General features: G+C 66.6%; 25 protein-coding genes. 16 read left to right on the top strand and 9 right to left on the bottom strand.

What is annotated here, in order from left to right; translation table 11 throughout:
* Positions 1-25 precede the first annotated feature (25 nt).
* Both M1247_RS11085 and M1247_RS11080 read right to left on the bottom strand, forming a co-directional pair.
* Positions 26-544 (bottom strand): nitroreductase/quinone reductase family protein, encoded by a 519-nt coding sequence (locus M1247_RS11085; RefSeq protein ID WP_317156366.1) that lies wholly within the window; start codon positions 542-544, stop codon positions 26-28.
* Positions 545-579: 35 nt separating this feature from the next.
* On the bottom strand, positions 580-1,404 hold the full coding sequence (locus M1247_RS11080; RefSeq protein WP_317156365.1) for an SDR family oxidoreductase: 825 nt from the start codon (positions 1,402-1,404) through the stop codon (positions 580-582).
* Between the two features lie 70 nt (positions 1,405-1,474).
* On the opposite strand from M1247_RS11080, the gene M1247_RS11075 reads away from it, so the two are divergent.
* Both M1247_RS11075 and M1247_RS11070 read left to right on the top strand, forming a co-directional pair.
* Positions 1,475-2,164, top strand: a complete 690-nt coding sequence (locus M1247_RS11075) for a demethylmenaquinone methyltransferase (protein WP_317156364.1) — start codon at positions 1,475-1,477, stop codon at positions 2,162-2,164.
* A gap of 28 nt (positions 2,165-2,192) precedes the next feature.
* Positions 2,193-3,191, top strand: coding sequence for a CobW family GTP-binding protein (locus tag M1247_RS11070; RefSeq protein ID WP_317156363.1), 999 nt, complete (start codon positions 2,193-2,195; stop codon positions 3,189-3,191).
* Here M1247_RS11070 and M1247_RS11065 read toward each other — a convergent pair.
* Positions 3,179-3,850 (bottom strand): GntR family transcriptional regulator, encoded by a 672-nt coding sequence (locus M1247_RS11065; protein ID WP_317156362.1) that lies wholly within the window; start codon positions 3,848-3,850, stop codon positions 3,179-3,181. The genes M1247_RS11070 and M1247_RS11065 overlap by 13 nt on opposite strands.
* Positions 3,851-3,966: 116 nt before the next feature.
* Between M1247_RS11065 and M1247_RS11060 the strand changes: the two genes are divergently transcribed.
* Positions 3,967-5,109 carry a glycerate kinase gene (locus M1247_RS11060; protein WP_317156361.1) on the top strand — a complete coding sequence of 381 codons (1,143 nt, stop codon included), beginning with the start codon at positions 3,967-3,969 and terminating at the stop codon, positions 5,107-5,109.
* Here M1247_RS11060 and M1247_RS11055 read toward each other — a convergent pair.
* On the bottom strand, positions 5,100-6,722 hold the full coding sequence (locus M1247_RS11055; RefSeq protein WP_317156360.1) for a DUF1214 domain-containing protein: 1,623 nt from the start codon (positions 6,720-6,722) through the stop codon (positions 5,100-5,102). The two genes, M1247_RS11060 and M1247_RS11055, sit on opposite strands and share 10 nt — an antisense overlap.
* 169 nt (positions 6,723-6,891) lie before the next feature.
* Here M1247_RS11055 and M1247_RS11050 point away from each other — a divergent pair, with 169 nt between their 5' ends.
* Both M1247_RS11050 and M1247_RS11045 read left to right on the top strand, forming a co-directional pair.
* Entirely contained in the window at positions 6,892-7,104 is a 213-nt protein-coding gene (locus M1247_RS11050; protein ID WP_317156359.1) for a hypothetical protein, read from the top strand.
* Between the two features lie 144 nt (positions 7,105-7,248).
* Positions 7,249-7,728 (top strand): TspO/MBR family protein, encoded by a 480-nt coding sequence (locus tag M1247_RS11045; protein WP_317156358.1) that lies wholly within the window; start codon positions 7,249-7,251, stop codon positions 7,726-7,728.
* Between the two features lie 17 nt (positions 7,729-7,745).
* Here M1247_RS11045 and M1247_RS11040 read toward each other — a convergent pair whose 3' ends face one another.
* Positions 7,746-9,122, bottom strand: a complete 1,377-nt coding sequence (locus M1247_RS11040; protein WP_317156357.1) for an MFS transporter — start codon at positions 9,120-9,122, stop codon at positions 7,746-7,748.
* A 128-nt stretch (positions 9,123-9,250) separates the two neighbouring features.
* On the opposite strand from M1247_RS11040, the gene M1247_RS11035 reads away from it, so the two are divergent.
* The 5 genes from M1247_RS11035 to M1247_RS11015 are packed head-to-tail and all read left to right on the top strand — an operon-like array spanning position 9,251 to position 14,428.
* Positions 9,251-10,375 (top strand): Ldh family oxidoreductase, encoded by a 1,125-nt coding sequence (locus M1247_RS11035; RefSeq protein ID WP_317156356.1) that lies wholly within the window; start codon positions 9,251-9,253, stop codon positions 10,373-10,375.
* The gene (locus M1247_RS11030; protein ID WP_317156355.1) at positions 10,372-11,037 is read left to right on the top strand and encodes a GntR family transcriptional regulator; all 666 of its coding nucleotides are present in this window, start codon (positions 10,372-10,374) and stop codon (positions 11,035-11,037) included. Before M1247_RS11035 ends, M1247_RS11030 begins: the two co-directional genes overlap by 4 nt.
* A 16-nt stretch (positions 11,038-11,053) precedes the next feature.
* Positions 11,054-11,737, top strand: a complete 684-nt coding sequence (locus M1247_RS11025) for an RraA family protein (RefSeq protein WP_317156354.1) — start codon at positions 11,054-11,056, stop codon at positions 11,735-11,737.
* 31 nt (positions 11,738-11,768) lie between these two features.
* Positions 11,769-12,935 (top strand): iron-containing alcohol dehydrogenase family protein, encoded by a 1,167-nt coding sequence (locus tag M1247_RS11020; protein WP_317156353.1) that lies wholly within the window; start codon positions 11,769-11,771, stop codon positions 12,933-12,935.
* A gap of 50 nt (positions 12,936-12,985) precedes the next feature.
* A complete protein-coding gene (locus M1247_RS11015; RefSeq protein ID WP_317156352.1) occupies positions 12,986-14,428 on the top strand; it encodes an aldehyde dehydrogenase family protein in 1,443 nt (480 codons plus the stop codon).
* Positions 14,429-14,450: 22 nt separating this feature from the next.
* On the opposite strand, the gene menJ is transcribed toward M1247_RS11015, so the two are convergent.
* Complete coding sequence (gene menJ, locus M1247_RS11010; protein WP_317156351.1) at positions 14,451-15,671, bottom strand: menaquinone reductase MenJ; 1,221 nt, start codon at positions 15,669-15,671, stop codon at positions 14,451-14,453.
* Between the two features lie 21 nt (positions 15,672-15,692).
* Here menJ and grcC1 point away from each other — a divergent pair, with 21 nt between their 5' ends.
* On the top strand, positions 15,693-16,700 hold the full coding sequence (gene grcC1, locus M1247_RS11005) for a nonaprenyl/(2E,6E)-farnesyl/geranylgeranyl diphosphat synthase (RefSeq protein ID WP_317156350.1): 1,008 nt from the start codon (positions 15,693-15,695) through the stop codon (positions 16,698-16,700).
* Positions 16,701-16,771: 71 nt separating this feature from the next.
* A complete protein-coding gene (gene htpX, locus M1247_RS11000; RefSeq protein ID WP_317156349.1) occupies positions 16,772-17,647 on the top strand; it encodes a zinc metalloprotease HtpX in 876 nt (291 codons plus the stop codon).
* A gap of 6 nt (positions 17,648-17,653) precedes the next feature.
* Here htpX and M1247_RS10995 read toward each other — a convergent pair whose 3' ends face one another.
* On the bottom strand, positions 17,654-19,819 hold the full coding sequence (locus M1247_RS10995; protein WP_317156348.1) for a SulP family inorganic anion transporter: 2,166 nt from the start codon (positions 19,817-19,819) through the stop codon (positions 17,654-17,656).
* 434 nt (positions 19,820-20,253) lie between these two features.
* Between M1247_RS10995 and M1247_RS10990 the strand changes: the two genes are divergently transcribed.
* The 4 genes from M1247_RS10990 to M1247_RS10975 all read left to right on the top strand — a co-directional run bounded on the left by M1247_RS10990 (position 20,254) and on the right by M1247_RS10975 (position 23,527).
* The gene (locus tag M1247_RS10990; RefSeq protein WP_317156347.1) at positions 20,254-21,027 is read left to right on the top strand and encodes a response regulator transcription factor; all 774 of its coding nucleotides are present in this window, start codon (positions 20,254-20,256) and stop codon (positions 21,025-21,027) included.
* On the top strand, positions 21,023-22,552 hold the full coding sequence (locus tag M1247_RS10985; protein WP_410506860.1) for a sensor histidine kinase: 1,530 nt from the start codon (positions 21,023-21,025) through the stop codon (positions 22,550-22,552). Before M1247_RS10990 ends, M1247_RS10985 begins: the two co-directional genes overlap by 5 nt.
* A 127-nt stretch (positions 22,553-22,679) precedes the next feature.
* Positions 22,680-22,979, top strand: coding sequence for a hypothetical protein (locus M1247_RS10980; protein WP_317156345.1), 300 nt, complete (start codon positions 22,680-22,682; stop codon positions 22,977-22,979).
* Positions 22,980-23,017: 38 nt separating this feature from the next.
* Positions 23,018-23,527, top strand: coding sequence for a hypothetical protein (locus M1247_RS10975; RefSeq protein WP_317156344.1), 510 nt, complete (start codon positions 23,018-23,020; stop codon positions 23,525-23,527).
* A gap of 4 nt (positions 23,528-23,531) precedes the next feature.
* On the opposite strand, the gene M1247_RS10970 is transcribed toward M1247_RS10975, so the two are convergent.
* Together M1247_RS10970 and M1247_RS10965 are read right to left on the bottom strand one after the other, a co-directional pair.
* On the bottom strand, positions 23,532-24,968 hold the full coding sequence (locus tag M1247_RS10970) for an APC family permease (RefSeq protein ID WP_317156343.1): 1,437 nt from the start codon (positions 24,966-24,968) through the stop codon (positions 23,532-23,534).
* Between the two features lie 17 nt (positions 24,969-24,985).
* A complete protein-coding gene (locus M1247_RS10965; RefSeq protein WP_317156342.1) occupies positions 24,986-26,116 on the bottom strand; it encodes a zinc-binding dehydrogenase in 1,131 nt (376 codons plus the stop codon).
* Positions 26,117-26,144: the final 28 nt, after the last annotated feature.

Below are 26,144 nucleotides of genomic sequence, written 5' to 3'. Positions count from 1 at the left end.
GGCTGGGATCCGGCAAACGCGTCTGCTACTTCTTGGTCTCCAGCGCGAACACCGGAATCATGCGGCCGTCGGTTTTCGCCTGGAAGCCGGCAATATGCGGAATTTCACGCAACAGTTCCGCCCACACCTGGTTTCGCTCCAATTCCGGCAACTCTCTTGCCGTCACTTCGTACGTCACCACCGCAGTCCCGGTGCCGACCTCAACCGTTGTTTCAGGCTCCGCCCGCAGATTGTGCACCCAGGCGGGGGTTTTGGGGTTTCCTCCGTCTGCGCCGATGACATACCAGCTACCTCTGAAGTCGAACCTGTACAGGGGGTTCACTCTGAGCTTGCCCGACCTTGCCCCTTTCGTGTGCAGAAGCAGGCCGGGCATCCCTGCGAACAACCCGCTCTTGATCACCCCGTTATTCGCCACGTACTGCTGAACAACATCGGCGTTGACCGTTGGCATCTCGTCAAGCCCAGTCTTGCTGAGCCGGCTGATTTCCTCGGCGTCGGCGCCCAGGCCCCATGCGCCGGCCGACGGCGCACCCTCTGCGGACACAGAATTCCCTTTTCGCTCAGAGTTGGGTCGGGCTCTCAGCCCTGGGCTTCGACCGAGACCGGCTGCCACTGTTCCCACGTCGCGAGCCGGCTCTCGTAGTCGGCCTTGGCCAGCTGCAGCGGCAGTTCACCGAAGAACACCCGCAGCGGTGGCTGCTCGGCGTCGACGATCTTGAGCACCGCGGCCGCCGACGCCTTCGGGTCGCCGGATTTTGCGGTGCGCTGGCTGCGGGCCCGCTGTGCGGCCTCGCGGGCCTCGTCGTAGTCCGATAGCGGTGTCGTGTGCCTGGACGAGGACCCGGCCCAGTCGGTGGAGAACCCGCCCGGCTCGATCAGCGTCACGTGGATACCCCACGGCGCCACTTCCTGCGCCAGCGATTGGGAAAGGCCTTCCAGCGCCCACTTCGAGGCGTGGTACATCCCCACCAGCGGGAATGCGGTGATGCCGCCGATCGAGGACACCTGCAGGATGTGCCCGCTGCGCTGCGCCCGCAGGAACGGCAGCGCGGCCTGGGTGACCCACAGTGCACCGAAGACGTTTGTTTCGATCTGATCGCGGGCGTCGGCCTCCGACAGCTCCTCGATGAACCCGAACTGTCCGTAGCCGGCGTTGTTGACCACGATGTCCAGCCGCCCGAACCGGTCGTGGGCCTGCTTGACCGCCGCGAAGTCGGCCTCCCGGTCGTTCACGTCCAACTGCAGCGGCAGCAGCGCGTCGCCGTACTTCTCGGCCAGGTCGGCCAGTGTCGCGGTGTCGCGTGCGGTGGCCGCCACCTTGTCTCCCCGTTCGAGGGCCGCGATCGCCCATTCCCGGCCGAAGCCACGTGACGCACCAGTGATGAACCAGACTTTTCCACTCATGTCGGGCTACAGCGAGTCGCGGGCCGTCCCCATTCCCGGATTACGGAAGTTCACAGGTAGCGTCGGCTGCGTGAGCCGAGCGAGCCTGGAGAAGAACCCCCACGAAGTCGCGTCGATGTTCGACGCCGTGGCCCGGCGTTACGACCTCACCAACACGGTGCTGTCGCTGGGGCAGGACCGGTTCTGGCGCCGTCAGACCAAGTCGGCCCTTGGCATCGGCCCGGGCGACACGGTGCTGGATCTGGCAGCGGGCACCGCGGTGTCGACGGTCGAGCTCGCGAGTTCGGGCGCGTGGTGTGTGGCGGCGGACTTCTCTGTCGGGATGCTCGCCGCGGGTGCCGGGCGGCCGGTGCCCAAGGTGGCCGGTGACGCCACCCGGCTGCCGTTCGCCGACGGCGTCTTCGATGCGGTCACCATCAGCTTCGGGCTGCGCAATGTCGTCGACCATGTGGAAGGCCTGCGGGAGATGGCGCGGGTGACGCGGCCGGGTGGGCGGCTGGTGGTGTGTGAGTTCTCGACGCCGACCAATCGACCGTTCGCGACGCTGTACAAGGAGTATCTGATGCAGGCGCTGCCGCGGATGGCGCGGACGGTGTCGAGCAATCCGGACGCGTATGTCTATCTTGCGGAGTCGATCCGGGCCTGGCCCGATCAGGCTGGGTTGGCAGCACAGATCGGCGCGGCCGGCTGGTCACAGGTGCGCTGGCGCAACCTGACCGGAGGCATCGTAGCGTTACACGCCGCGACCAAGCCGCTCTGAGCGGCCCGCCTGACCCTACGATGACCGGGTGAAGACGACCGGATCAGTGCCCGTGCTGGCGGTCGCGGGCCATCTCGGCGCGGGGAAGACGACACTGCTCAACCATCTCCTGCGTAACAGCCGCGGGGTGCGGATCGGCGCCCTGGTGAACGACTTCGGTGCGGTGAACATCGACGCGATGTTGATCGCAGGCCAGGTCGACGCGATGGCCTCGCTGTCCAACGGGTGCATCTGCTGTGCGGTGGACGCCGATGAGGCCGGCGAGATGCTCGGGACGCTGGCGGCGGTCAAGCCCCGGCTGGACCTCATCGTGGTGGAGGCCAGTGGGGTGGCCGAACCCGCGGCGCTGGCCCGCACCATCGCAACCGCCGACGACAAGCGGTTCCACTATGCGGGGCTGGTGCTGGTGATCGACGCAGTCGAATCCGGGCACGCCGACCTCGGTCACAGCGCACGGGTCGCCGATCTCGTCGTGCTCAACAAGGCCGACGAAGTCGGGCCGGCCGAACTGGACGCGGTGCGTGACAAGGTGGCCGCAATCAATCCACGAGTTCCCGTGCTGCCCACCGAGTTCGGCCGCCTCGACCCGACCCTGCTGATCGATCCGCCGCAGCGGGCCCCGCAGGCCGCGCAACTCAGCCTCGACGAAATGCTGTGGGACACCCACGATCACGATTCCCACGAGCATGCCACCTACCAGAGCGTCGAGTTCAGCTCCGAGGTTCCGGTGAATCCCCGCCGGCTGATGGGCTTCCTGCAGGACCGGCCTGCCGGGCTCTATCGGGCCAAGGGTTTCGTCGACTTCGGCGCGGCCGGGTCCGGCCGGAAGTTCGTGATGCAGTTGGTCGGTAGCTCGCTGCGGTTCGAGCGGCAGCGGTGGGACGCGGCCGAACCGCGCGGTACCACGCTGGTGCTGATCGGCACGGATATGTGCGCCGAGAGTGTGCGGGCCGCGTTGACCGAGTGCACGAGCCAGGACAAGCCCGACGACCAGGCGATGCTCGGGGTGCTGCGCTACGTCGTCTGATCGGGCGCGGAGCCGTTCAGGTGCTCGAGCAACCGCTGTTCGGCATGTTCGAGATGTTCGTCGCCCAATCGTGCTGCCCGCTGACCGTCTCCGTCGGTGATGGCCGCCAAAATTCCGGCGTGTTCGCGGTGGATGATCTCCGGGTCGAGTAGGTGACGGCTCTGCACCTGGGCCAGGCACAGTCGCATCTCGTTGATGAGCAGTTGGTGTGCCCGCTCCAGGTGCGGGCTGGCGAGGCCGCGCACCAACTCGGTGTGCAGACGGACGTCGGCTTCTACGACGGTGACCAGGTCTTCGCTGCCGGCGGCGCGGTGAAACGCCTCATGCGCCTCGCGGACTGCTTGGGGCAGTTCTCTTTTCCGCGCGAGTAGTTCGTAGGCGCGGCTCTCGAAGAATCGGCGCGCGTAGTACAGGTCCTGCACGTGTCCGATGTCGAGAACCGGAACCCGCGCGCTGCGGTGTGCGGTGCGTTTCAGCAGACCCTCAGCGACCAGATGCTCGATCGCGGCTTTGGCCGTCTGCCTCGCCACGCCGTAGTCGCTCGCGACTGCGGCCTCGGTCACCGGAACTCCGGCGGAGATGTCCTCGGTCAGGATCCGTTCGCGAAGTGAGGCGACGAGTGCCTCGCCCACCGACTGGGTGCTGAGCTCGATCGGCATAACCGACAGTCCTTCCGGCGGGGAGATCTCAGTGTATCCGCAGATTGTTCGGCAGACGGGCAACCCATTTTATCGTTGTGATAACTTGACGAACAATATCCAATGACGGAGGACACGTGAATTCCGACCGCGCCCGCATTGTGCTCGCGCCCGACAAGTTCAAGGGCAGCCTGACCGCCGACGAGGTGGTCGCGGCGATGACCCTCGGCTGCGCCGATGTGGGGCTGGATGCGCGATGCGTGTCGCTGCCAATCGCCGATGGCGGAGACGGAAGTGTCGAGGCGGCATTGCGGGCCGGCTGGACTGCGCGCGATCTGCCCACCGTCGATGCGTGGGGCCAACCGATCGAGGCCACGACGGCAATCCAGGGCGACCACGCGATCGTCGAGATCGCGTCGATCTGCGGGATGAGTGGCGTTCAGTTGACCCCCGAGCATGCGCTCACCGCCTCCAGCCACGGTGTGGGAGTGGTGATCCGGTCCCTGCTCGACGAGGGAATTCACCACATCATCGTGGGACTCGGTGGCAGCGCCACGACGGACGGTGGCGCAGGCATGCTCGCAGCGCTCGGCATGACGCTGCGAGACGCTGCGGGCAATCCCGTTGAACCGACCGGAATCAGGCTGCTGTCGCTGGCCGACGTCGATGCCACCGGCCTCGACCCCCGGCTGTCCTCCGCGCACCTGACCATGGCCTGTGATGTCGACACTCCCATGGTCGGAATCGACGGCTCAGCAGAGGTGTTCGCCCGGCAGAAGGGGGCCGACGACGATGGGATCCGGTTACTCTCAGCGTCTCTCGCGCACCTGGCGGCAGTCGTAGAACCGGCCGTCGACCGTGTCGGACTGCACCGCGCCCCCGGGTCCGGTGCGGCGGGAGGTCTGGCCTGGGCCGGCCTTGCGCTCGGCGCCGAACTGCGCTCGGGCGCAGACCTGTTCCTGGACATGCTTGGCGCGCGCGGACATATCGCCGGTGCCCGGCTGGTGTTGACCGGTGAGGGCAGCCTCGATGCCCAGAGCCTGCGTGGCAAGGCGCCGGTGGCCGTGGCGAGATCGGCGGCCGAACTGGGGGTGCCGACCATGGCGATCGTCGGAACCAATCGACTGACGCCGACCGACATCGGCGATCCGTTCGTGGACGTCGTCGCGCTCGACCGAATCGACTCCCGCTGCGCCGACGACCCCGCGATCACCCGCACGCTGCTGCGGCAGGCGACCGCGGACCTGCTGACGCGACACCTCGGGCTGGGTCATACCTGAACGTATGGCGCCCAACGTTTGTCGAAGCCGGCTTTGCGCGCGTCGAGTTGTGCCTGACGTTGCGCGGGTGTGACGAAGTCCTCTGCCGGCAGGTACTCGCGTAGTTCATCGTGCGTCATCACCTGCTGGTCGACGATGCGGGGCGCGTTCGCCGGGTCGCCGCCGATGTTCTGGAATCGGATGGAGACCAGTCCCTGGTTCAATCCACCCGTTGAAACCCAGTTCGCCGCACCGGGATCCGTCGGGGAGATCACCACGGTGTAGGTCCCGTCGGCATTCCTCACCGCCATCTGTTCGTTGTTCAGGCTCGTCGGCCGGTCCCAGTAGTTGTCGGTGATCGTCCAGTCGTTGTACGTCGGAACGATGAAGTATCCCGCGTCGCCCGGGTCGATGGTGACGACCAGGGCTTCGTCGTCCGCGAGCTCATAGTGGCCGTTGCTCTGCTTCTGGTTCGCCAGGAACTCGGCGTTGCTCGCGGGCTGACTGATCACGTTGGGCGCCCCGGCCGTGGCCAGGCCCATGTACTTGGCCTGCTGGTTGACACCCCTGACGATCAGGATCAACGCGGTGAACGTGCCGCGGACCACCGGCGGCATGTTGGGCACCGGCGGGATGATCGAGACGAGAGAGGTCAACGCCTTGTTCCCGTTCACCACCGGGCCGAGGAAGGTGAAGCCGCCCAACTGGGCGAACAGGCTGTTGGGTGGGCCCGCGACCCGCTCGATCGACAGGCTCATCGGCTGTTCTTCGTTCCAGTCACCCAAGGTGTTTCGCGATGCGATGAGGGTCGATCCGGGGGTGAGCTGCAAGTGGTTCTTCTGTCCGGGTGCGGCCGGTTCGGCACTGACGGTGATTTCGAACGTGCCGTCCTCGTTGATCTCGAAATCGTCGTCCACCGTCAGGATCTGCGTGGTGGTGCCGCCGATGCCTTCGAGCACGCTGAAGCTGGTGTCGGCCGGCATCTCGTTCTCGTCGATCTGCCCGTTTCCGTCGACGTCGTGGAACTGGCCCCTGATCACATACTCCGAGGAGGCGCTGATCCCGGTGAAGCGATAGATGGTGTCAGGGTTGTCGTAGAGGATGCGGGTGCCACCGGCAGACTGCCCGAACCAGGTGTGGGGCGGCGCCACCTGGGTCACGAAGGCCGGCGTCAACGGGTTGAGTATCTGCTGCTGAAACGCTGCAGCCAAGGCGAATTCGTCGACGGCATTGTCCAGCTCGGCAAGGTTCTGGGCATTGGGTCCGCCCGGGAACTGCTGGTGGGCGGCGAAGAGGAATCCCACCTTGAGAACACCCTTCATCAGCTTGACCGGCAGGGTGTTCACAGTTTGGGCGGCCACCTTCTCGGCGGCGAGCTGCTCTGGAGTTGCGAGCGGACTGTCGGTCGCGGCCATGGTGTCCATTGTGGCCGAGACGGTTTGAGCGTGGACGGTTGTTGTCGGGGCTGACTTCGCAATCGCAGCGGGGGTGTCGGCGTGCCCGATCTCCCGGCGCGCCCACCCCAACATCGCCCATGCCGCCGGCGACGGCGCGGGGGCGACCGGATCGCGTTCGGCCCGGGTCGCCGGTTTCCGTGCGCGCGGAACGTTGAGCGCAGCCAGCGCTTTGGACACGGCAGGCTTGATGGACCGTGGCACGGTCGTTGCCGCAGTGCGGATCTCGCCACCGTTCTCGGGCGCGCTCTCGGGTGCGGTGTGGCGCGCCTTCGTACGGCGGGTGGGTTCTGAGGTCGAACTCCGTCTCGGCGTCCGTTCGGTTCGTTCCCGAACTGGTTTCCTATGCTTGGCTTTGGTTGTTTTCGCAGCTGTCTTCGCCGCCGGTCCGGCGTTCGTCGAGGCGTTCGACGCCGCCGACGAAGTAGACGACGAGGTAGACGACGTGGACGACGGCCCGTCATCGGCCGACGCGATCGCCGATCCGTTCGCCAAGGCGATGCCGATGCCCAGCGCGACGGCCAACCCGCCGACCCTGCCGATGTACCGGCTGCCGGAGTGATTCCGGTTCGCGAGCAGGAGATCACGACTCATTGCCATCGACGGATCCTTCGTCAGGGCCGGCCGGTGCCGACCGCCCACGGGTTGACACACGTTAGATCGCCGGCAGGTGTGCGCGCGGCGAATTCGGGGTAACCCGTCGGCCATGCGACCGATCAGCTTGGCCAAGACCGCATCCGCAGCGTTGAGCACCGCCCTGGTTGGCGGGCTGGCGAGCCGCCACAGCCAATCCGCCTGGTACGCGTCCTTGCGTAAGCCGTCATTCCAGCCGCCGCCGCAGTCCTTCGGGATCGTCTGGCCGATTCTCTACGCCGATATCGCTGCGGTGTCGGCATCCACGCTCGACAAGCTGGACGCCGAGAACCGCAGCGATCAGGCGCGCGCGTTCACCGCGGCGTTGGCCGCCAACCTGGTGATGAACGCAGGCTGGTCGTGGGTGTTCTTCTCGCAGCGGCGCCTCGGTACGGCCGCGGTGACTGCCGCGGCATTGACGGTCAGCAGTGCTGACCTGACCCGGCGCGCGGTGCAGGCACAGGGCCCGTCAGGCGCGGTGCTTGCGCCGTACCCACTGTGGTGTGCGTTTGCGACGCTGCTCTCGACCCGCATCTGGATGCTGAACCGCTGACTGCCGCATGGCATTTGTCATTTCGCCGCGGGCACCATCGGATCGCATAGGTCGTCGAACTCCGCCACCAGGGCAGCGACCTCGGCTCGACGTTCGCGGCCCCAGGTCTCCGGGGTGGCCAGGGCGGAACAGAACCCGAGAAGTCCGAATGCGGCGTACAGCAGGGCAGGACCGATCCATCCCAGCGCGCCGTACAGCGCGACGGCGATCAGCGGTGTGAAGCCGCCGATGACCGCCGCGAACTGGTAGGCCATCGAGATGCCGGACGCCCGGGTGGCCACCGGGAACAGCTCAGAGAACCACGGGGCTTGGACTGCCGCCATACCGTTCTCCACGAAGCAGAACGTGATCAGGAAGACGACGATGATGACGCCGACGATTCCGGTGTTGAGCATGATGAAGATCGGGACGGCGAACACCGCCATACCGGCTGAGACGATGAGATAGACGGTGCGCCTGCCGATCTTGTCCGCGAGATTGCCCCACAGCAGGACCGCGACGCACCCGACGCCCGCCGCGATGGCGATGGCCATGACGGCAGTGGAGCGCTCGCCGAGGTCGCGCTGGACGAGATATGAGCTGATGTAGGTGATCCCGATCGCGTATCCCGCGTTCTCGGCGGCACGGAGGAACAACGCTCGAATGAGGTTCCGCCAGCTGTGGCGCAGCATCGACGTGACGGGGTTGCGTTCCACGGATCCGGCTTCTTTGGCCTCGGTGAACGCCGGTGACTCCTGCACCCGCATCCGAAGGAACAGGCCGACCGAGACCAGCACGATGCTGGACAGGAATGGCACGCGCCAGGCGAGGTCGCCGGGCAGGGCGACGGTGGCCAGGAACACCAGGCTCGCGGCCATGTTGCCGAACGGGACTCCCGCTTGGGGGATTGCGGTGTACAAACCGCGGTGTTTCCACGGAGCGTGCTCGTAGGTGAGCAGCACTGCACCGCCCCACTCGGCGCCATAGGCGAGCCCCTGAATGAGCCGGCAGACCGTCAGCAGCACGGGCGCCAGGGCGCCGACGGACGCATAGGTCGGCAGCAGGCCGATCGCGGCTGTGGCCAGACCCATCACGATGAGGGCGACGATCAGAACCGGTCGTCGTCCGATGCGATCGGCAAAGTATCCACCGAGTAGTCCGCCGAGCGGACGCACGACGAAGCCGAGCGCGAAGGTGCTGAACGACAGCAGCGTCCCGACGAGGGGGTCCTCGTTCGGGAAGAACACGTCCCCGAAGTAGAGCGCAGCCGCTGTGCCGTAGGCGACGAAGTCGAAATTCTCGACGGTTGTGCCCGCGGCGCTGCCGAACGCCGCGCGTAGTCGGTTCGGCGTGCCGTGTGGGTTGCCGGTCAATCCGGCCATGTCGGGCGTGGATGTACCTGCATTGGTACTCAACACAATCTCCTTCGGGCATGTGGGGTGCCGGGGCGTCTCGGCGATTTGATGCGGCATCAGATCCGCGTTACAGTATATGTATACATATACCGGTGTCTGTCAACCCTCGTTTCGCAAAGGAGCACCCTGTGGCGGCTGAACAGGTGACCAGTAGCTACGACATTGAAGCCGTGCCAGTAGCGGGTCCCAGCCGTCACGTCGACGTGCAGTCGCTGCGCACGTTGGTGGCCGCCGTTCTGCTGGGCTCCGGATATCCGGCCGATCGCGCCGATCTCGTCGCGGACTCGCTCGTGCATGCCGATCGCCGCGGAGTGGGGAGTCACGGTGTCACCCGAACGCGCATCTACAGTCGTCGCGCGCGGGCGGGCATGGTTGATCCGAATGCCCAGCCGGAATGCAGCGGTCCGATGGCCGCCAGGATGGTCGACGCGCACAACGCGCCGGGCCAGGTCGGCGCAGACATCGCAACCAGAACCGCCATCGAGGTCGCGGGCGTCTACGGAATCAGTGTGGTGGGCGTCGTCAACAGTAACCACTGCGGGACATTGGCCTACTTTCTCGAGCGGATCGCCCATGCCGGGCTGGTCGGGCTTGCCGCCACCAACGGGCCTGCCGTGATGGCCTACTTCGGTGGTCGTACCCGTGCCGTCGGCACCAATCCGCTCGGCTACGCGATACCGCGCCCCGATGGGCCGCCGATCGTTCTGGACATGGCGACCAGCAATGCCGCTCGCGGCAAGATCATCTCGATGGCGCGGTCAGGGGAGGGCCAGGTACCGGAAGGGTGGGCGGTCGACGTCGAAGGTCGGCCGACCGCAGATCCGGTCGCCGCGCTCGAAGGGGCCGTCCTGCCGTTCGCAGGGCCGAAGGGATCCGGGCTCGCGATGGGTATCGAGTTACTCTGCGGCACCATGCTTTCCGGCATCACCGGGCCACAAGTCGGTGACATGTATGAGCAGTGGGACCGTCCGCAACGCGTCGGTCACGTGTTCATCGCCGTGGCACCGGAGAGCTTCGGGAGTCGTGCTGCGTTTGACGACAACGTGCGACGGTTCGTCACCGAGGTCGGTGCACTTCCCCCTGCCGAGGGGTCGAGTCGCGTCATGCTGCCAGGTGAGCGCGAGGACATCGCCGGCATCGCGGCTGACCGTGACGGACTGCTGCTGTCGGGAGCGGTGATTGCCGATCTCGAAGCGCTCGCCGACGAACTGGGGCTGCCTGACCGGCTGGTACGGAAAGATGTAAGCGTATGACCCTCCGTACCATCCCCACCGTCGTATTGAGCGATGTCACGCTCGAGCGGATTCAGAACGCCATCATCTCCGGTGAACTCAAGCCGGGGCAGGCACTCAGGGAGCCGACTCTTTCCGAACAACTCGGCGTCAGTCGCACCCCGGTTCGTGAAGCGCTGCATCGGCTTGAATCAACCGGCCTGGTGTCGCCGCGTGGACGCGGTTGGGAGGTAAGTCAATTCACCGAACGGGACGTGCGTGAACTGTTTCAGCTACGCAGGCTGTTCGAGCCGGAGGCGTTACGTGAGCTGGCAGGCAGCCCCGATCCGCAGGCGACCGCTGACCTCGCCCACTTCTTCGACGACTACTCACAACCGATACCTGCCGAGCAGTACGGCGAGTACTTCGCGCGCGACAACGCATTTCACTCGCGCATCGTCGCGTGCAGTGGCAACGAGCGGCTGCGGCACATGTACGGCGTGCTCGAGAAGCAGATCGATCGCGGTCGCCACTTCCTCACCACCTCGGCCGAGGGCCGTGCCGACGCCACCCTCGCCGAACACACTTCGATCGCCGATGCCATCGCCGCCGGCGACTTCACCGGGGCCGAGCGGGCGCTCATCACACACCTGCAGACCGGCGAAGACCTGATGATCGACCAGCTCAGACGCACCAACCCCTGAACTCGGAAGGATTCCGATGCCCGTCGAATGCCGTATCCACCGCAGCCTCGAACTGCCTGGCCACGAGACTCTGGCCCGGCTCAGTGCCCTGGCCACCTCACTTGTTTCCGACGTGTTCGGGAGGTGGGCGGGCGCGCCCGGCATCTTGCCCATCGCGGGATTGGCCGCCGGGACCACGATGGTCGGGCCCGCGCTCACCGTGCACACCCGGCCGGGGGACAACCTCGTCGTCCACAAAGCGCTCGACATCGCCCGGCCCGGAGAGATCCTCGTGGTCGCCGCGGGCGGCGCGACCGATCGGGCCATCCTCGGTGGACTCATGGGCAGGTACGCGGCTGCCCGCGGAGTCGCAGGCATCGTCGTCGACGGCGCGGTTCGGGACCGCAGCGAATTGGCGATGGCTGCACCGCCGGTCTTCGCCAGGGGACTCTCACACCTGGGGCCGTACAAGGACGGACCCGGTGAGATCCGTGGATCGGTTTCCGTCGGCGGCTTAGTGATCAGCGACGGCGATCTGATCATCGGCGACGAAGACGGCATCGCGGTAATTCCGCGCCACAGAAGCGAAGAGATCCTTGCCGCGGCCGAACGCAAACGTGCCGCGGAAACCGCCGAACACGATGCCATCGCCTCAGGTACCTGGGATCGCCGGTGGATCGACCAGGCACTGACCCTGATCGAGGCGAACCCCGGCCGTTGATCACCACCGCGCGAAGGAGAATGCCCAAACCATGACCGACCTCGCCACCCCCACCGCCCGAGTCCGCGACCCGCTCCGTCCAGTGACATACAGTCTCCCGACGACCATCGTCTTCGGCCGTGACGTGCTCACGCAATTGCCCGACATCACCCGCGAGACCGGTATCCGGTACCCACTGATCGTCACCGATCGCGGGTTGGCTGCCACCGATATTCCCGACCGCGTCACCGCCACGCTCCGCGAGGCCGGATTCCGCTATGAGCAGTTCACGGACGTCGAATCCGATCCGTCGACCGAGCTCGTCGACAGAATCGGGACGCTGCTCGTGCAGAACTCGCATGACGGGGTCATCGGCCTCGGCGGGGGCAGCGCGATGGACGCGGCAAAAGCCGCTGCCGCTGTCGCAACCAACGGCGTCGGCGCGGCTGAACTGACCGGCCCCGAGAAGGTGCGCGTCGAACCCTTGCCGGTGATCGCGATTCCCACCACCGCCGGCCCCGGAAGTGAGGTCACGAAGTTCGCCGTACTGACTGACCATGCTGCGGGAGCGAAGCTTTCGATCGCCTCGATGGCGATCATGCCGAAATGGGCGATCCTCGATCCCGCGCTCACGGTGGGACTGCCGCCGAAATTCACCCTCGCCACCGGCTTGGATGCCCTCTGCCATGCTATCGAGTCCTACGGCAGCGCATGGAACAATCCGATCTCGGAAGGTATGGCGCTGCAGGCGATCAGCCTCATCGGAGCCAATCTGCGGTCGGCGTACCACGTTCCGGGAAACCTGGAGGCTCGAGCCGGCATGCTCGCTGCCAGTTGCATCGCCGAACTCGCCGCCAACACCACCCGGCTTGGACTCGGGCACGCGCTCGGGGTTCCGATGGGCGCTACCCACGGCGTGCCGCACGGCCTTGCCGTCGGCATGATGCTGCCACCGATGTGCCGGTTCAACGCGGAGGTGGAGCCGCAACGATACCAACGTGTGGCCGCGGCGTTGGACCCCACGGCCGGCGATCTGAACGCTGCACTCAGCGCGCTCTACCGCGATATCGACATGGACTCCCGGCTGTCCCAATTCGGGGTAGCGCCTGGTGATTTCGATCGGATCATCGACCTCGCAGTCCGCAGCGACAACGTCCTTGCCAACCCGCGTGAGGCCCGCAGGCAGGACCTGGCTGCACTGTTGCAGGAAGCGCTCTGACACAAATCTCCGACACGAGAGAGGAAAGCGGCCGAGCCGCCCACATCGTTATGACTGTTGACAACATCTCCTCCGGCACGGTGCACGGTAATCGCATCGGGGGAACCACCGTGACGACGACGCGTACCCAGCCCGTCATCAATCCGGCCACCGGCGAGCGCATCGGTGAAGTGCCACTGTCGGAGTCGGCCGATGTCGACGCTGCAGTACAGGCGGCACGATCTGCGCAGCCCGGGTGGGCCGCACTGGCACCGCAGCAGCGCGCCGAGATCTTGGCGCGGTGGGCCGATCTGCTCGCCGACAACCGTGAAGACCTGGCTGCCACTGCGACAGCAGAGATGGGCAAATTGATCAAGGAAAGCCTTGGTGAAGTTGACCGCGCGATCGCCGAGATTCGGTTCATGGGCGGCGAGGCACTGCGCGCAGACGGGCAGACGTTCCCCAGCACGCGTTCGGGCACACTCGTTTACACGACGCGGGTACCGGTCGGCACTGTTGCTGCGATCACCCCGTGGAATTTTCCGATCGTGTCACCCGTGCGCAAGATCGCCCCTGCCCTCGCCGTCGGTGACGCGGTGGTGGTCAAGCCGGCCGAGCAGTCCCCGTTGAGCGCGTTGCTGCTCATCGACCTGCTCCTGGAAGCCGGGCTGCCCGCGGGCGTGGTCAACGTCGTCTGCGGCAGTGGCGCCGAAATCGGCGACGTCCTCGTCGCACACCCTGGAATCGACGCAATCTCGTTCACCGGATCCACCGCCATCGGTCGTCGCATCTCCCGGTCCGCCGGAGAGCGCCTCATCCCGGTGCAGCTCGAACTCGGCGGGAAGAACGCGGCTTACGTGGATGCCGATGCGGATCTCGACCGTGCGGTTGCGGAGATTGTCAGCGCGTCGATCCAGGCGACCGGGCAACGCTGCACCGCCATCAGCAGAGTCGTCGCACACGAATCGATCGCCGACGAACTGACCGCGCGGATTGCGGCCGAGTACGACGCCCTCAGCGTCGGTCCGGGAACGGATTCGGTGGACGTCGGGCCATTGGTGTCCGAATCCGCCCGCGACAAAGTGGTGAATTACGTCGAAGGCGCGATCGCCGCGGGCGCCGTCGCGGCCACGAGCGGGAGGCAGACCCCGGACGGGCCCTATCTGGCGCCGACGGTGCTCGACCACGTGCGACCTGAGATGACAGTGGCCAGGGAGGAAGTGTTCGGGCCGGTGCTGTCGGTCATCCGGGTACCTGACGCCGCCACCGCGATCAAGGTGGCCAATGAATCCGAATATGGGCTTGCGGGTTGCATTTTCACCAAGGACCTCGCCGCAGCGTTGGCTTTTGCCGAACAGTTGGACACCGGCATGGTCCACGTGAACCACGGCACGGCCAGTCAGCCCCACGTGCCGTTCGGCGGTGTCCGGGCAAGCGGGCTCGGGGCGTACTCGATCGGACATGTTGCCCAGGACTTCTTCACCAAGCTGAAGGTGGTGTACGTGGCGGCCTGAGCCGCCGTTCGAACCATCCGACTCAGCTGAACGGCTTGCGCTGATCCACCCGTCGTGACGCCAACCCTGCGGTGCGCCACACCCGTGCGATCCAATCGTCGTCCTCGTCGGTCACCAGGTTGCCCATCACCCGCACCGCGATCTGCATCAGCGTCGTCGACCGCATCGCCACCGGACCCGTCACCGGCAGGAACCGCGGCAACGTCAACAGCAGTGCCAACCGGCGTGCCACCGAGAACCCGCGGGCGTAATGCTCGGTCAGCAGCGTCGGCCACGCTTGAGAGAGATCTCCGGAACCGAGCAGTTCGGCGGCCAGCCGGCCGGTCTCCAGGCCGTAGTCGATGCCCTCGCCGTTGAGCGGGTTGACGCACGCCGCGGCGTCACCGATCAGCATCCAGTTGGGCCCGGCCACCCCGGACACCGCGCCGCCCATGGGCAGCAGCGCCGACAACGCCAACCGCGGCTCACCGACGAAACCCCACTCCTCGCGCCGCAGGCCCGCGTAATACGACATGAGCGGTCGCAGCGCCGCGTCGGCAGGACGTTTGGCGGTGGCCAGGGCCCCGACGCCGATGTTCACCTCACCGTTGCCCAGCGGGAAGATCCAGCCGTAGCCGGGCAGGACCTTGCCGTCGGGGGAGCGCAGTTCCAGGTGTGAGGTGATCCACGGTTCGTTGGCGCGCGGGCTGGCGATGTAGCCGCGGATGGCCACGCCGTAGACGGTTTCCTTGTGCCAGCTGCGGCCCAGGATCCGGCCCAGGGTGGAGCGGGCGCCGTCGGCCACGATCAGTTCCCTGCAGCCGATGGTGCCGCCGTTGTCGAGCTGCACCGATTCCACCCGGCCGTCTGAACCATGGCGAACCCCAACGGCTTTGACGCCAAGCAGCATTTTGGCGCCGTCGTCGGCGGCAACCGAACGGATCCGGTCGTCGAGCTCCGTGCGCGGTACCGCGCTGCCGGTGGCAGGGAACGACGGGCCGGGCCACGGCACTTCCACGTCGGCTCCGAAGCCCGACATCCGTAAACCGCGGTGCCGGATGCGGGTGTCCAGCCACGGTCCCATGCCCAGCCGTTCGAGCTCGGCGACCGCGCGCGGGGTCAAACCGTCGCCGCAGGCCTTGTCGCGCGGGAACTGCGCGGCGTCGATCACCAGCACGTCGCGGCCGCTGCGCGCAGCCCACGCGGCGGCGGCCGATCCCGCCGGGCCGGCGCCCACAACGACCACATCTGCCTTGGAGTCCATCGGTCCCAGTATGTTGGACGAATGAGGACACCAGCGACTGTGGTGGCGGGCGTTGATTTCGGCGATGAAAGATTCGCCGCCGACGTCCGCGACGGCGTGGCCCGGATCGAAGAGCTGATGTCGACTGAACTGGGCAAAGCGGACGAGTTGATGGCCGAAGCCGTCCAGCACCTGTTCCAGGCCGGTGGGAAACGCTTTCGGCCGCTGTTCACGGTGCTGTCCGCGCAGCTCGGACCGGATCCCGATGCGTGGCAGGTCACCGTGGCCGGTTCGGTCATCGAGCTGGTGCATCTGGCGACGCTGTACCACGACGATGTGATGGACGAGGCGCAGATGCGTCGCGGTGCGCCCAGCGCCAACGCCAGGTGGGGCAACAACATCGCGATCCTGGCCGGTGACTACCTGTTCGCGACCGCGTCGCGGTTGGTGTCCCGGCTCGGGCCGGACGCCGTGCGCGTGATTGCCGACACGTTTGCCCAGCTGGTGACCGGCCAGATGCGGGAGACCCGTGGTGCGGCCGATCATGTGGATTCGGTCGATCACTACCTCAAGGTGGTGTACGAGAAGACGGCGTGCCTGATCGCGGCGTCGGGGCGGTTCGGTGCCACGTTCTCCGGTGCCGACGACGAGCAGATCGAACGGCTTTCGCGGCTCGGCGGGATCGTCGGTACCGCGTTCCAGATCTCCGACGACATCATCGACATCGACTCCGATCCCGACGAATCGGGCAAGGTTCCCGGCACTGACCTGCGCGAAGGCGTGCACACCCTGCCGGTGCTGTACGCGCTGCGCGAAACGGGTCCCGAGGCCGACCGGTTGCGGCAACTGCTGGCCGGGCCGGTGGAAAAGGACGAGGATGTGGCCGAGGCGTTGGGCCTGCTGCGCGCATCGTCCGGCATGGCACGGGCCAAGGAGACAGTGGCTTCCTACGCGGCTCAGGCGCGGGAGGAGTTGGCTGTCCTGCCGGACGGTCCGGGTCGTCAGGCGCTCGCCTCACTGGTGGACTACACGGTGAACCGGGACGGCTGACCGGAACCTTGGAGGGTTGCTGAGCGTTCAATCGGCGAAGACTCTCTCAGTTCCCGAAGGAGGAAGCTGCGATGACGTGGAATCCGCACGCCAACAGGCTCAAGACATTCCTGTTGCTGGTGGGCATGTCGGCGCTGATCGTGTTCGTCGGGGCGCTGTTCGGCCGCAACATCATGTTCCTGGCGGTGGTGTTTGCCCTGGGCATGAACGCCTATGTGTACTTCAACAGCGACAAGATGGCGCTGCGCGCGATGCACGCCCAGCCGGTCACCGAACTGCAGGCGCCTGCGATGTACCGGATTGTGCGGGAGCTGGCCAACACCGCCCATCAGCCGATGCCGCGCCTCTACATCTCGGACACCGCCAACCCGAACGCGTTCGCCACCGGCCGCAACCCGCGCAATGCCGCGGTGTGCTGTACCACCGGCATCCTGCAGCTCCTCAATGAGCGGGAACTGCGAGCGGTGTTGGGTCACGAGCTGTCCCACGTCTACAACCGCGACATCCTGATCTCCTGTGTGGCCGGCGCGATGGCCTCGGTGATCACGGCCCTGGCCAATATCGCGATGTTCGCCGGCATGTTCGGCGGCAACCGCGGAGGCGCGAATCCCATTGCCATGCTGCTGGTTTCGCTGCTCGGGCCGATTGCGGCCACGGTGGTGCGGATGGCGGTATCCCGGTCGCGGGAGTACCAGGCCGACCAGTCGGGCGCCGAGTTGACCGGTGATCCGCTGGCGTTGGCCTCGGCGCTGCGCAAGATCTCCGGCGGTGTGGAGGCAGCCCCACTGCCTCCACAGCCCCAGTTGGCCGACCAGGCACACCTCATGATCGCCAGCCCGTTCCGCGCCGGTGAGCGCATCGGCAAGCTGTTCTCGACCCACCCGCCGATCGAAGACCGGATCCGCCGCCTGGAAGACATGGCAGGCCGCGGCCCGGGCCATTACTGAACAGCCTTAAGCCGCGTCGGCGAGGGTCTCGACGAAGGTCGGCGTCACGCGCAGCACACCGGCGCTCGGAATGTCGTAGAACAGCCCGATCACGTTGACCCCACGCACAAGTGGGTGTTCGGTCAGGGTTTGCACCTGCACGGCGATGTTGACCATGGACAGCTGGTCGACAGTGCCGAATCCGGCGGCCGCGGCCGATTGTGCCACCGGATGCCTGCCTTCGTCGAACGCCTCCAGCGTCGGGTTGCCTTCAGCCAACCAGGTTTTCAGATACTCATCGCCTGGACCGCGGGGCGCCAGCGTGCCGAGCAATGCGTTCATGGCGCCGCAGCTGGAATGACCGCACACCACAATCGAACTGACGTCGAGCCGGTCCACGGCGAATGCGATCGCCGCCTCCATCGACGCATCGGTCTGGCCGGCCGGGATCATGTTGCCGACATTGCGCACCGTGAACAGATCGCCGGGCCCGCTACTGGTGATGACGTTGGGCACGATGCGCGAGTCGGTGCACGTGATGAACAGCGTCTCGGGACGTTGTGCGTGCTCGAGTTCTTTCATGTGCGGACGCAGCACCGGCGCGGTGCGGCGCTGGTAGGCGGCCAGGCCGTTCAGCACCGACGGCGCGGGCTGCTGCTGCCACGAACTCCACGGCACGATGCCCGAGCGCTTGTCGAACGGGGTGAACCCACGGATCGGCGGACCGGCGAGCGCACTGCCCATCTCCACCGCACCCACGTCATGGACCGAGACCGTGCCGCCGGTGGCCACGTGCTGGCGCTGCCATTCCTCGATGCTCTCGTGCGCGGCGTGGTCGAGAAAGTCGACCGACAGTTCCACGGTGACGTGGGAGCCCTCGGGGACGGTCGCCAGGGCGCTGGTCAGGCGGGGCAGCGACAGAAATGTGCAGGAGCCTTCGATGGCGACGCGCCAGGTGTCCTCTCCGGTGGACTCGGCCACGATCTTGGTGCGCACCACCCGCCACACCGTCATCGCGACCGCCAGCGCCAGGCCGATCAGCACACCTTCGAGCAGGTTGAGGAAGACCACGCCGAGCACCGTCACCGCGTACACCGCGAAATCGCCGGTGAGACGGGCGGTTTTGATGTGTGCGCGCTTGACGAGCTGGCAGCCGATGACGATCAGCAGACCGGCCAGTGCCGCGGTCGGGATCAGCTGGGCCAGACCGGCGAACGGCAGCGCGAACACCAGGATCCACACGCCGTGCATGATCGCCGAGGCCCGGGTCCTGGCACCGGCAGCCACATTGGTGGAGCTGCGGACGATGACGCCGGTGACGGGTAGGCCGCCGATCGCACCCGAGGCCATGTTGGCTGCACCCTGACCGATCATCTCGCGGTCGAAGTTCGTTCGCGGCCCGGTGTGCATGCGGTCCACCGACACCGCCGACAGCAGGCTCTCGACGCTGGCGATCAGCGCCACGGTGAGCACACCGGTGGCGAAGGCGCCCCAATTGCCGTCGGGCAGGCCGGGCAGGGCGATCGCATCGAGCAGGGAACCGTTGAGTTGGATGCGGGTCACGTCGAACGGCGCCAGCACGCTCAGGGCCGTCACCCCGACGATCGCGACCAGCGGCCCGGGCACCTTGCGGACCGCAGCCGGCATCCGGCCCCATCCCACCAGGATCGCGATGACCAGGACGCCGAGGAACAGTCCGGCGCCGTGCACCGAGGCGATCTGCGCGGGCAGTTCGGTGACATTCGCCCAGGCCGAGCTGTTCGAGCTGCCGCCCAACAGCACGTGCACTTGCTGCAGCGCGATGGTGATGCCGATTCCGGCCAGCATCGCGTGCACGACGACGGGGGAGATGGCCAGTGCGGCGCGCGCCACCCGGCTCAGCCCGAACAGCACCTGCAGCACGCCGGCGCACACCGTGATCGCACACGTCACCGCCCACCCGAACTGGGAAACCAAGCCCGCGACCACCACCGTCAGGCCCGCCGCGGGGCCGCTTACCTGCAGCGGGGATCCGCCGAGCGCGCCGGCGACGATACCGCCGCCGACGGCGGCGATGATCCCGGCCAATACCGGGGCGCCGGAGGCGACGGCGATGCCCAGGGACAACGGCAGTGCGACCAGGAACACCACCAGCGAGGCCGGCAGGTCATAGCGCAACACCGCCTTGACTCTGTCTTCAGTTGTTTGCTGCATGAAAGGTCTCCCATCCGGAGCGGGTGGTATTTCCGGACGCGCAGCACCGCACGCCCGGTCATTTGGTCGACATCGTTGTCTGTGAAAGGTGTTGTAAGGCAGCGCGTCACAAGTCGACTTATGGAGCTGCGCTGCAGGCCATCACCCAATTGCTATGGGCGAGCGTATTTATCGCCGAGTCAGTGCGTCAAGGAAGTTTGGCCGACGCATAGAGAACCCAAATCTTTGGCGGCGCAGTTGTATAGACCAATCACGCAGCCCGCCTGATAAATTGACGCGAGTGTTCGAAAAGGACTGTATTGCAACAATTCTGGCCTGAGTCACGTGGCGCTACAACCGTGATGCGCGTCATAGTCGAAGCGGCGGAATAAGCTTGCCTTAGAACTCGCTATGAACTCCGTGACATCTCCCTGTGTGCTCCGCACAATGGTTTTATGACGGCGATGTCGATTTCTCCACGTACGCAACAACCGCGTCAGGCAATTCTGGGTCAATTGCCGCGGATCCATCGCGCTGACGGCTCACCGATCCGGGTGTTGCTGGTGGATGATGAGCCTGCGCTGACCAACCTCGTCAAAATGGCTCTGCACTACGAGGGGTGGGATGTCGACGTCGCGCACAACGGTCACGATGCGGTGTCCAAGTTCGACGAACTGGAACCCGATGTGGTGGTGCTCGACATCATGCTTCCCGACATCGACGGGCTGCAGATCCTGCAGCGCGTCAGGGAAGCCGACGGCTACACGCCGACTCTGTTCCTGACGGCGCGGGATTCGGTGCTGGACCGGGTTTCCGGACTGACCGCCGGGGCCGACGACTACATGACCAAACCGTTCAGCCTGGAAGAACTGGTGGCCAGGCTGCGTGGGTTGCTGCGCCGGTCAAGCCACACCACCCCGCCGGCCGACGAGGTGCTCAAGGTCGGCGACATGGTGCTCGATGGGGCCAGTCGTGAGGTGACCCGCGGCGGCGAGCCGATCGGCTTGACCGCAACGGAATTCGAGTTGCTCCGGTACCTGATGCGTAACCCGCGTCGCGCACTGAGCCGCGCCGAGATCCTGGACCGCGTGTGGAACTACGGGTTCGGCGGCAAGTCCAGCATCGTCGACCTTTACATCTCGTATCTGCGCAAGAAGATCGATGCCGGCCGCGTCCCGATGATCAACACCGTGCGGGGCGTCGGATACATGCTGCGGCCCGGAGATTGACGCGGTGACGCGCGGCGGGCCGTGGTGGCGGCCCCGCTCATTGCGCAGGCAGTTGGTGCTCGGGGTGACCGCGATCGTGACGGTGGTGCTGCTCGCGGTCGGCGCTGTTTCGGTCTACAGCCTGCACACCTACGTGTCCTCGATGGAGTCGCTGGAGGTGTCGCGGTCGTTGGCCGCGTTCAGTCATTCCTTCGAAAAGCTGCGAGACAACCGCGACGGGCCGGGTGTCGATGACCTGTCCAACGACGCCAAAGCGCTGACGGCATTCGTCGGGCAGGCGCCGGGCAACCTGATCGCCGTCCTGCACGACGGTGAGGTGGTGCAATCGGCGGTCTTCTCCGACGGGGAGCCGCGTCCGGCGCCGCCTGCGGTGGTCCGCGCGCTCGACGAACGGTCGTGGGACGACGGCGAATCCGGCACCGTCAAACTGCCGGTGCTCGGCTCCTACCGGCTGGCCAGCCAGCCCGCCGGGGACGGGCATCTGCTGGTCTCCGGGGTGTCGCAGGACAACGCCAACCTGTTGATCGCCCGCAAGTCGGTGACCACGGCGGTGATCATCGTGCTCGCGCTGATCGTGACCGCGGTGGGCACGATCCTGGTGGTGCGGTTCGCGCTGCGGCCGTTGCGCCGGGTGGCCGCGACGGCGGCCAAGGTCGCGACATTGCGGCTCGACGGGGGTGCCCACCGGATCACCGCGCGGGTACGCGACCAGGACACCGACCCGGACAACGAAGTCGGCATCGTGGGGGAGACGCTGAACCAGCTGCTGGCCAACGTCGACAGCGCGTTGGCCGCGCTGGCGGCCTCCGACCGGCGCACCCGACAGTTCCTCACCGACGCCAGCCATGAACTGCGCACGCCACTTGCCGCGATCCAGGGCTACGCCGAACTCACCCGGCAGGACAGCGCGAACCTGCCGCCGACCACCGAGTACGCGCTCGCCCGCATCGAGGCCGAGGCGCGCCGGATGACGGTGCTCGTCAGCGACCTGCTGCTGCTGTCGCGACTCGGGGAGGGGCAGGACCTGGAGACCGACGACGTCGACCTCAATGATCTGGTGGTCGACGCGGTGAACGACGCGGCCGTGTCGGCGCCCACCCACCAGTGGGTGGCGCGGCTCCCCGACGATCCGGTCTGGGTGCGTGGTGACCTGGCCCGGCTGCATCAGGTGGTCAGCAATCTGTTGAACAATGCCAGGGTGCACACCCCGCCCGGGGTCACGGTCACCATCACGTTGACGGTCGACGGCGGGAACGCGGAATTGACCGTATCCGACAACGGCCCCGGCATTGAAGCGGAATTGTTGCCCAACTTGTTCGGACGTTTTGTGCGGGCCGATAAGGCGCGATCGCGGGAATTGGGTAGCACCGGGCTGGGATTGGCCATTGTGGCCTCGATCATGGAAGCGCACGGCGGTTCTGTCACCGTTGCGTCGCAGCCTGGTGTGACGGTGTTCACGGTGCGTATGCCGGTGTCGGTGCCGGTTTCCGAGCCGGTTTCCGACGTTGTGGTGCCCGTTCATTGAATGATATGAATTCGGCCTCAATATGTTGTCGAATAACCGTATGCGTTCGATATGAGTTCATGGACTCAAGCGAATTCCCTACTTAGGCTGAAAGAAAGATCAGCCAAATAAGAAAGGGAATTATCACATGCGAAAGCCATTTATTGCCACAGTCACCGCCGGCCTGGCGATCACCGGACTGGCACTCGCCGGTCCGGCCGCCGCGGCGCCGAGCGGTCCGAGTTCGGCCCAGCAGACCATCAAGCAGCTGGAGTCAGAGGGTTACCGGGTCATCCAGACCAGGGTCGGCAGCGGGTCGCTGGACAACTGCCGCGTCAGCGCGGTGCGTCCGGGCCGTGCGGTCACCGAGTTGACGGCGGCCCCGCGCGGCAACACCGAGGAAAGGGTCCGCTACACCACGGTCTACGTCGACCTGAAGTGCGGCTAGAGGTGGCCCGGTCGTAGCGGCCAGGTTAGGGTTACGGCGTGCTGAGCAGAATGCTGATTGGCCTGGTGGGCGCCGCGGGAGCGGCAGTGATGAGCGTGCCGGGCACCGCGGCGGCCGATGATCCGCCACCGCTGCCGAACATCAACGCCTTCGCTCCGGTGAAGACGTCGGAGTACGCGGTGATGGACAACAACTGGTACGCGTTCAGCACGCCGGACGGGCTGACGTGCGTATTGCAGCGCACCGGCAGCTACGGCTGCAGCGGCCCGATCCCGGCCGCCCCCAACGGGGCGAACCTCGTCAGCGGTGGGCCGGGCGCGCCGTCGTTCGCCAACAGCCCGGCCCCGGTGTTCGCCGTGGTCAGCGACGCCAAGCCGCTGCCGGCGAACTCGCGGATCAGCTACCAGACCATCAGCTGCGGTACCGACGGTGTGATGACCTCCTGCATCGACGGGCGCACGCAGGCCGGCTTTGTGATCAGCCCGTCCGGCAGCTTCGCCATCGGCGACCGGCCCTCCGAAATCAAGCCGAGCGTCACCATCGGCTGAGGCGTCAGCCGATCCCTTCGAGCGTTTCCACCTCACTGGTGCCGATGCCGGCGATCACGTGCGGCGCCCGGCGGCTCAGCACCCAGTACCAGACCAGCGCGGCGGCCACCGTGGCCAAAAACAGCCACGGGATCACGTTCAACGGATAGGCCGGGACCGGATACACGTTGGCGTAGAACACATATCCCATCGACAGGATGGCCACGGCCGCGGCGGGCCAGACCAGCGGCACCCGGGCGTTGATGCCGCGCAGGAACACCACCGCGGCCAGTGCGGCCGCCGCATACGCCACCATGTAGCCGTATGTGCCGTAGGTGTCCACCCAGGTGACGACGTCCATCGGGTCGACGCCGCGGAAGTACATCACCACCGGCACCGCGATCACCAACGGGCTCACCGAGAGCAGGGCCCGGTGCGGGGTCAGATGCGTCGGGTGCGTGCGGCCGATGGCCGACGGCACGACGCCCTCCTTGCCCATCACGTACAGGATGCGCCCGATGACGTTCATGGGTGCGACGACCACGGCGAAAAACGATGCGGCGATACCGAAGTTGAGGATCGGGTTGAACCACGTCGGCATGCCGACCAGCGTCGCGATGTCGTCGAGCGGTTGTGCCGATTCCCCGAGATCCGGGCCCAGCGCGGCCACCTGCGTGTAGGCGGCGAACACATAGAGCACCCCGACACCGGCTGCGCTCCACATGATCGCCCGCGGCACGGCGCGGTAGGGGTCCTTCGCCTCACGGGCCAACGCGTCGGCACTGGAGAAGCCGACGAAGCCGAGGATCGCGAGCACCATTCCCACCACGATGCCCGACGGCTTGGCGTTGCTCAGGTCGAACTGGTCGGCGTCGAACGCGTCGGAGCCCAGGTGGACCAGCGTCACCACCAGCAGCAGGGTGATGATGGACACCGAAACCAGCTCCAGCACAAGCGAAACGCGGGCCGAGAGCCGGATGCCACGGATGGTGAACAGCGTGGCCAGCGCGCCGAGGATGATGGCGAGTACCACCTGTGCGGCCAATCCGTGCACCGGTATGCCGAGTTGGTTGAGCAGCGTGGCGGCATAGGCCACCGAGCCGCTGAGCGATCCGGCGGCGATGCCGAAGCAGCCGATCAGCAGGCTGATGCCGGTCAGGTAGGCGCCGAACGGGCCCAAAGCTGTTGCGGCGTAACTGTAGAGCGATCCGGCGCTGGAGCGTCGCTTGGCGAACTGGGAGATGCAGTAGCCCACCGAGAGGATCACCACGGTCGCCAGTGCGAACGACATCCAGGTGCCGCTGCTGGCCGTGGTGTAGATCGCGGCGGCGGTGAATGCGATGACCGCGCTGGGAGCGATATTGGCGATCGCCTGGGCGGCCAGCTCGCCTCCGCCCATCACGCCCCGCCGCAATCCGGCGTCGTCGCTGCCGGGTTCGGCCGTTTGAATGTCCTCGGACACTACCGTTCTCGTTTCTTTCAGGCGTTCGGGATGAGTAGTTGGCGTAACGCGTGTCCGGCCGCGAGGTCATCGAGTGCCTGGGCGGCTTCGGCCAGCGGGCGGCGGCCGGAGATCATCGAGGCCAGGTCGAGGTTGCCCGCCATCACCTCGTCGACCAGTTGGGGTATGTCGCGTTGGGGGACCGCCGATCCGTAGTTGGAGCCGAGGATTCGTTGGTCGGCCTCGGCCAGCGCGAGGGGGTCGAAGCTCGCGCGTTCACCCTGCGGGGGCAGGCCCACGATGACGGCGGCCCCGCCGAGTCCGAGTGCGGCGATGGCCTGCTCGGTGGTGGCGATCTTGCCGATGGCGTCGAAGATGTAGTCGTAACCGTCGGCCACCACGTCGCGCAGCGCTGCCACCACGTCGTCGACCGCTCCGGCGTCGACGGTGTCGGTCGCGCCGAGTTTGCGTGCCAGGTCGAGCTTTTCGGTGACGACGTCCACCGCCACGATGCGTGACGCGCCGGCCAGTCGGGCGCCCTGCACGCAAGCCAGGCCGACGCCGCCGCAGCCGATCACCGCGACCGTCGAATCAGGCTGTACTCCAGCGGTATTGCGCACCGCGCCGACGCCGGTCGCGATGGCGCAGCCGACGATCGCGATGTCTTCCAGGGGCGCGTCCTTGCGGACCTTGATCGCGCCGCTGCGGGGGACCACGACCTCCTGGGCGTAGGACGACACTCCGAGGTAGTGGTGGATGAGCCCACGTTCGTTGGACAGCCGGCTCGTCCCGTCGTACAGCGTCCCGTTCGGCGCGACCACCGATGCCACCAGTGAGCACTGGGCCGGGCGTTCGGCGCGGCACGCACGGCATTCGCCGCAGCCGGGCACCCAGCTGAGCACCACGTGGTCACCGATCTCCAGCTCGTCGACGCCCCGGCCCACCGCGGTGACCACACCGGATCCTTCGTGTCCGAGCACCACCGGCGCGGGAACGTCCCAGGCGCGGGTGGTGACGTGCAGGTCGGAGTGGCACACGCCGGCCGCGGCGACCTTGACCCGTACCTCGCCGGGTCCGGGTGCGGCGAGGTCGACGTTCTCGATGCTGATCGTGTCGGCGCCGTCGAAGACCGCAGCCTGAATCCGGATGGGGCTGTCCGTTGGGGGCATCGCTGTGCCTTTCTGTGCGCGAAGTGGG

The organism is Mycobacterium appelbergii, assembly GCF_032883035.1.
GTDB lineage: Bacteria > Actinomycetota > Actinomycetes > Mycobacteriales > Mycobacteriaceae > Mycobacterium > Mycobacterium appelbergii.
The sequence above is the reverse complement of the archived record's forward strand: the minus strand, read 5'-3'. Positions and strand labels throughout refer to the sequence as shown.